Origin of the sequence: Streptomyces sp. WZ.A104 (assembly GCF_002382885.1) — a bacterium.
Lineage (GTDB): Bacteria > Actinomycetota > Actinomycetes > Streptomycetales > Streptomycetaceae > Streptomyces.
Window position 1 is genome coordinate 1 of sequence record NZ_NWVL01000145.1, and the last position, 6,453, is coordinate 6,453.

Here is a 6,453-nt window from a genome sequence, read left to right on the forward strand (position 1 = left end):
CCGCGCCCGGCTCCGCCGACGGGCTCCACGGGATCGACGCCGAACGCGCCGAACTGCGCACCCCGGCCGGCCGCCGCGCCGCCCGCCGCGCCCTGCTGCGCCGCCTCGGCCCCGGATCGCCCCTGCTGCCCGTCGCCGCCCGGACCCTGACCGGCTGCGCGTTCGCCGGGTACCTGTGCGCCGCGCTCGGTGTCGGCCGCCCCTACTGGGCGATCGTCACGGCCGCCTCCCTCTGCCAGGCCAGCCTCACCCTGTCGTGGAACCGGGCCCTCCAGCGAACCCTGGGCAACCTCGTGGGCGTGTTCGTCTTCGCCGCCGTCCTGCCGCTCTCCCGGACCGGCCCGCTCGCCCTCGTCTGCTGCTGCCTCTTCTTCAGCTTCGCCGCCGAGGCCCTGATCACCCGCAACTACTGGCTCGGCTCCGTCGCCGTGACCCCGATGGCCCTGCTCGTCCTGGAGTTCGGCGGCACCCATCCGGCCGGGGAGCTGATCGGCGACCGGGTCCTGGACACCCTCCTCGGCGCGGCCACCGGATTCCTCGCCGCGACGCTCGTCACCAACCGGCGCGCCGCAGGCCGGGTCGAGCTGGCGCTCGACGCCACGGAGCGGGCCCGCGCCGACGTCGAACGGGCGCACTCCGGCCAGGGCGCCCCGCCCGCCGTACGCGACCGGGCCCGCCGGGCGCTCACCGCGAGCCTCGTCGAACTGCGCGAGGCGGGCGACACCGCGGCGGGCGAATGGCGGCAGCGCGCCCTGCCCGAGCAGCGCCTTCTCGCAGCTGAGCAGGCCGGACACCGTACGCTCGCCGCGACAGCACAACGGCGCGGCCCGACGGGTCACGCCCCTTCGATCGGAGCGGAGTGACCGACGACATCGTTGCCTCGGTGGTCCGGCAGTGGCAGACCGTCAACCCCGAGCTCGACACCGGACCGATGGAGATCATCGGCCGGATCAACCGCTGCGCCGCCCTGCTCCAGCAGGCGGAGGACGCCCCGCTGCGCTCCGCCGGACTGACCCGCGCCGAGTTCGACCTGCTCGGCGCCGTACGCCGTACGGACCGGGAGCTGACCCCCGGCGAGCTGGCCCGCGAGACCTTCTCCTCCGGAGCCGCCGTCACCAAGCGGCTGCGCGCCCTCCAGGACCGCGGGCTGGTCGGCCGCCGGGGCGACGACCGCGACCGCAGGGTCGCCCATGTGCGCCTCACCGACGAGGGCCGCGCTCTCGTCGACCGACTGCTGCCCGAACAACTGGCTTACGAAAGCTCGGTGTTGGCTGGGCTCGACGACGGCGGCCGGGGCGAACTCGCCTCCCGGCTGAGTGAGTTGCTCGTCCAGCTGGAGGGGCGCCTCGGCGGCGCCCGGCGCTGACCCGGCGTCCCCGCGGAGGAGGGGTCCATATGCGCGTCAGCGCGGCGCTTTTTTGTGCCACCCCTCCGTCGGCCGGGAATCTGTACCTTTCGATCCGGTTCGATCGCCTGTGCCTCTGTCTGGTTCCGCGGGGTGAAGGAGGCTGATGGCAGGGCGTTTTGCCCCGAAATGACCTCATCAAGAACTTCCTCGGTGATGGCTGTGGCCCATGAAAGGGCCATTTTCAGCCTTCCTTACTCCTTGCACACGTTCCACAGCGCTCAGTGCAAAAACTGGAGAGTGTATTCCTCTCGGCGGGCCTCCGCAGGGGGTTGGGCGAATATGCCGAAGCACTGTTCTGATCTGGCTAAGCTCACGCGCAGTGAAGTCGAGTTGAGATGAATTCGAGCACTTGTTCCTGAGTCTCCGCTCGCGTGCGCATACATCCCGGAATCAACCGCCAGAGGGTTTAGATGGTCCGTGTTGAATCACCGCCGACCGACAGAGAAGTCCCCGTCGTCCGCGTAGTCCTGCTGCCCGTGGCCCTGCTGGCCGGCGCCACCGCCGCCGGCGCGGCCCTGGTCGTACCGGCCGCGCGGATACCAGTCGCCGTGTGCGGCGCGATCGCCACGCTCGTGGTCGCCGTGCTCACCGTGGCACTGCACCGCCGACGGCGTGCCCTGCGGGTCCAGCGCGCCGAGTACGAACAGCGCATCGCCTACCTGGAACACCGCATCCTCTCGCACGACTCCGAGACCGTGCGGCTCACCAAGGAGGTCATGCCCGCCGCCATCCGGCGGCTGCGCGTGGGCAATTCGCCCGAAGAAGTGATGCGCGACATCGTCGACGCGGACGTGGCCAACCGCCATCTGCCCAAGGCGCTGCGCGAGCAGGTCTACCAGGTCCTCGAAGTCATCGACAACGAGGAGGCCCGGCGTGACTCCGCCCAGCGCGCCTTCGTCAGCGTCGCCCGCCGAGTGCAGGCGATCGTGCACCGCCAGGCCAGTGAACTGCGGGAGATGGAGGACCACTACGGGCGCAACCCCGAGGTCTTCGACGACCTGCTGCGCATCGACCACGGCACCGCGCTGATCGGCCGCCTCGCCGACTCCATCGCCGTTCTCGGCGGTGCCCGCCCCAGCCGCCAATGGCCCAAGCCCGTACCGCTGTTCAGTGTGCTGCGCGGGGCGATGTCCCGCATCCTCGAATACCAGCGCGTCGATCTGCACTCGATCGCCAAGGTCGCCATCGTCGGCACCTCGGTCGAACCGCTCATCCACGCCTGCGCCGAACTGCTCGACAACGCGACCCGCTACTCGCCCCCGCAGACCCGGGTGCACGTCACCGCGGTCGAGGTGCAGACCGGCATCGCCATCGAGATCGAGGACGGCGGCGTCAGCCTCAGCGAGGAGGCCCGCGCCCGCGCCGAGAACATGCTCGCCCAGGCCCAGGCCGGCATCAACATGAACGACCTGGGGGAGTCCCCGCGGCTCGGCATGGCCGTCGTCGGCCGACTCTCCCGGATGTACCAACTCCAGGTGTCGCTGCGCCAGTCGGCGTACGGCGGCGTCCGCGCCGTCCTCATCGTGCCGCGCGACATGATCACTACCGGGCCCGCCCCGGGCATCGCCCACGGCATCGGCGCCACCTCGCGGCCCACCAGCTCGCTGGACATGTCGCAGCTTCAGCACGTGGTGCCGCCGCCCGGCAAGCGCAAGCCCAAGCCCGCCGCCACCGGCCCCGTACCCTCCGTGGTCGCCCCGGTCCCCACCGGCGCCCCCACGGCCGCGTCTCGCCCGGCCGTCCCCGCGTCGGCCATGGAGGACGACGTTCCCGTGGTCACCGAGTGGACCGAGAACGGGCTGCCGCAGCGCCGCAGCAGGGGCCGCGCCCCGCTCGGCTCGCACAACCTGCCGCAGCAGCCACCGCCGCCCCCGGCCCCCGCCAACGGCGGCCTGCCCGGCCGGGAGGCGGGCGCGGACGCGGACGGCGGGCGCGGCGAGGAGAAGCCCCCCGGCCTCTGGCTGGAGGCCTTCACCAAGGCCGTCAACGGCGTACCGCAGGAACCGAAGCACGGCGAAGACTCCGATGACGCGTGGGACAAGGGAGACCTGAAGTGATCCAGCAGCGGGGAAACATGGACTGGATGCTCAAGGAGCTGGCCGACGACGTGCCGAGCATCCACCAGATCGTGGTGCTCTCCTCGGACGGCCTGCGCATCGCCATGCACGGCGGCGACCCCGACGTCGCCGACCGGCTGGCGGCCGCCTGCGCCGGGCTGCAGAGCCTGGCCGCCGCAGTGGCCACCGAAATCCCCTACAGCGACGGTCTGATGAAGCTGGTGGTCATCGAAGTGACCGGCGGCTTCTTCTACTTGATGGCGGCCGGTACCGGTGCGTATCTCGCCGTCCTGGCCGGCGAGACCGTCGACGCCGGACTGGTCGGCGCCAGGATGCGGGACATGGTCGTGCGGATCGGTGCCCACCTGACCAGCCCGCCCCGCCACGGCGGGCAGTCCGGATGAGCGGACCCCAACGAGAACGCCGCAAGACCGATCCGGCACTCAACGACCCGGAACGGCTGTACGTGATCACCGGCGATCTCGACGACAGCGAGCGCGGGGCGCTCGACCTGGTCACGATGGTCGTCGCACAGGCGGAGCCCTCGCCGACGTTCCAGCCCGAGCAGGCAGCGATTCTGAGGCTCTGCCAGGCGCCCTTGTCGGTCGCCGAGATCTCGGCCTATCTCAGCCTGCCCTTCAGCGTGGTCACCTCGCTCCTGAGCGATCTCCTCGCCACCGAACTCATCGAGTCGCGCGCGCCGATCGTCCGCGCCACTCTCCCCGACAGGTCCCTCCTCGAAGCGGTGATGCATGGACTTCAGAAGCTCTGACACGATCACCGGACCCCGCAGCGAGGACGTCCTCCCCACCACGGCCACCGCCGCGGTGAAGGTCGTGATCGTCGGCGGGTTCGGGGTCGGCAAGACGACCATGGTCGGATCGGTCAGTGAGATCCGGCCCCTGACGACCGAAGAGACCATGACCCAGGCCGGTGTCGGCGTGGACGACAACGCCGGGGTGGAGACGAAGACCGCCACCACCGTCGCCATGGACTTCGGCCGGATCAGCCTCAGCGAGGAACTGGTCCTCTATCTCTTCGGCACCCCCGGCCAGGAACGCTTCTGGTTCCTGTGGAACGGCCTTTTCGAAGGAGCGCTCGGCGCCGTCGTCCTCATCGACACGAGACGGCTCGAAGTCAGCTTCGACGTCATCGGCCGGCTGGAGGAGCGCGGAGTGCCGTTCGTGGTGGCCGTCAACACCTTCCCCGACGCGCCGCACCACCCGGTCGAGGCCCTGCGCAGAGCCCTCGACCTGCCGGACGAGGTCCCGATGATCGACTGCGACGCCCGGCTTCGGACCTCCAGCCGCGATGTGCTGATGACGCTGATGCGCTATCTGCACAGCCTGGCCGTCCCGCTCGCCTGACGCCCCCGGGACGGTTCCCCGGCCGTCCCGGCGGCGAGCGTGCGCCGTTCCCCCGGCGTCCGCCCGGTGCAGCACCTGTGCCGCACCCAACGCAGTACCCGTACACGCCCCTTGCCCGCCCGTGCTCGATCCTCGGCCGTCCTGATCCCTGGAGCCACAGTGACAACCCCCTTCCACCACGAACCCGGTGCCGTGCCGCCGCCCCAGTGCCCGGCCCACAACCTCGGCAGCGGTCCCGGCGACATCGGTCCCGGCGGACTGCGCCGCCTCTACGGCCCCGAGGCGGAGAACAACCCCGCGGGCCTCTACGACAAACTCCGCGCCGAACACGGCACGGTCGCCCCGGTCCTGCTCCACGGCGACGTCCCCGCCTGGCTCGTCCTGGGCCACAGCGAGAACCTCCACCTCACCCGTACGCCGTCCCAGTTCTCGCGGGACTCGCGGCGCTGGCGCGCCCTCCAGGACGGCAGTGTCGCCCCGGACCACCCGCTCGCCCCGATCTTCACCTGGCAGCCCGTCTGCGTGTTCGCCGACGGCGCCACGCACGAACGCCAGCGCGGCGCGGTCACCGACAGCATGGAGCGCATCGACACCCGTGGCGTGCGACGCCACATCAACCGCTTCAGTAACCGCCTGGTCAACGACTTCTGCGAGAAGGGCACCGCCGACCTGGTCGGCCAGTTCGCGGAGCACCTGCCGATGATGGTGATGTGCGCGATCTTCGGCATGCCCGAGGAGTACGACGAGCGCCTCGTCCAGGCCGCCCGCGACATGACCCGCGGCACCGAGACCGCCGTGGCCAGCAACGCCCACATCGTGTCCGTGCTGACCCGCCTGGTGGAGAACCGCCGCGCCGAGCCCGCACCGGACCTGGCCAGCTGGCTCGTCGAGCACCCCGCGACGATGACCGACATCGAGGTCGTCGAGCATCTGCGCCTCATCCTCATCGCCGCGTACGAGTCCACCGCCAACCTCATCGCCAACGTGCTGCGCATGGTCCTGACCGACCCGCGCTTCCGAGCCCGGCTCAGCGGCGGCCACATGACCGTGCCGGAGGCGGTGGAGCAGACCCTCTGGGACGAGCCGCCCTTCACCGCGGTCTTCGGCCGCTGGGCGGTCGGCGACACCGAGCTGGGCGGCCAGCAGATCAAGGCGGGCGACGCCCTGCTCGTCGGCATCGCCCCCGCCAACACCGACCCCACCGTCCGCCCGGACCTGGGCGCCGACATGGGAGGCAACCGAGCCCACCTCGCCTTCAGCGGCGGCCCCCACGAGTGCCCCGGCCAGGACATCGGCCGTGCCATCGCCGACGTCGGAGTCGACGCCCTCCTGATGCGTCTGCCCGACCTGGAGCTCGGCGTCGAGGAGAGCGAACTGCGCTGGGTCGGCAACATCATGTCGCGCCACCTGGTCGAGCTGCCGGTGAAGTTCGCCCCCAGCCCCCAGCAGAAGCTGGACGCCGACCCGCTCTCGGTGATGGCCCGCACCGCCCGCCCGGCCGACGGCTGGGAGATCTCCTCCCCGCCCCCGCCCGTCCCCGAGCCGTTGCCCGCGGCGGGCGTGCAGCCCGCCCACGCCCCGGGCACCGCCCCGCAGCCCGCCCCCGCCGCGCCGCCCGTCG

7 protein-coding genes are annotated in these 6,453 nt (G+C 71.5%); all 7 read left to right on the forward strand.

Features of this window, described 5'->3' with window-relative positions; translation table 11 throughout:
* Window positions 1-863, forward strand: an 863-nt coding sequence (locus CIB93_RS36510) for an FUSC family protein (protein ID WP_143660138.1), incomplete at its 5' end; no start/stop codon positions are given.
* Complete coding sequence (locus tag CIB93_RS36515; protein ID WP_096633077.1) at window positions 860-1,366, forward strand: MarR family winged helix-turn-helix transcriptional regulator; 507 nt, start codon at window positions 860-862, stop codon at window positions 1,364-1,366. The genes CIB93_RS36510 and CIB93_RS36515, both read left to right, overlap by 4 nt.
* A gap of 452 nt (window positions 1,367-1,818) precedes the next feature.
* Window positions 1,819-3,465 carry a sensor histidine kinase KdpD gene (locus tag CIB93_RS36520; RefSeq protein ID WP_096633078.1) on the forward strand — a complete coding sequence of 549 codons (1,647 nt, stop codon included), beginning with the start codon at window positions 1,819-1,821 and terminating at the stop codon, window positions 3,463-3,465.
* A complete protein-coding gene (locus tag CIB93_RS36525) occupies window positions 3,462-3,869 on the forward strand; it encodes a roadblock/LC7 domain-containing protein (RefSeq protein WP_006128841.1) in 408 nt (135 codons plus the stop codon). Before CIB93_RS36520 ends, CIB93_RS36525 begins: the two co-directional genes overlap by 4 nt.
* Window positions 3,866-4,237: a DUF742 domain-containing protein gene (locus CIB93_RS36530; RefSeq protein WP_096633079.1), complete on the forward strand. Its 372-nt coding sequence runs from the start codon at window positions 3,866-3,868 to the stop codon at window positions 4,235-4,237. Before CIB93_RS36525 ends, CIB93_RS36530 begins: the two co-directional genes overlap by 4 nt.
* The gene (locus CIB93_RS36535; protein ID WP_096633080.1) at window positions 4,218-4,832 is read left to right on the forward strand and encodes an ATP/GTP-binding protein; all 615 of its coding nucleotides are present in this window, start codon (window positions 4,218-4,220) and stop codon (window positions 4,830-4,832) included. The genes CIB93_RS36530 and CIB93_RS36535 overlap by 20 nt, the downstream gene beginning before the upstream one ends.
* A 159-nt stretch (window positions 4,833-4,991) precedes the next feature.
* Window positions 4,992-6,453 (forward strand): cytochrome P450 (locus tag CIB93_RS36540; protein ID WP_179500374.1); only part of this gene is annotated, 1,462 nt, incomplete at its 3' end.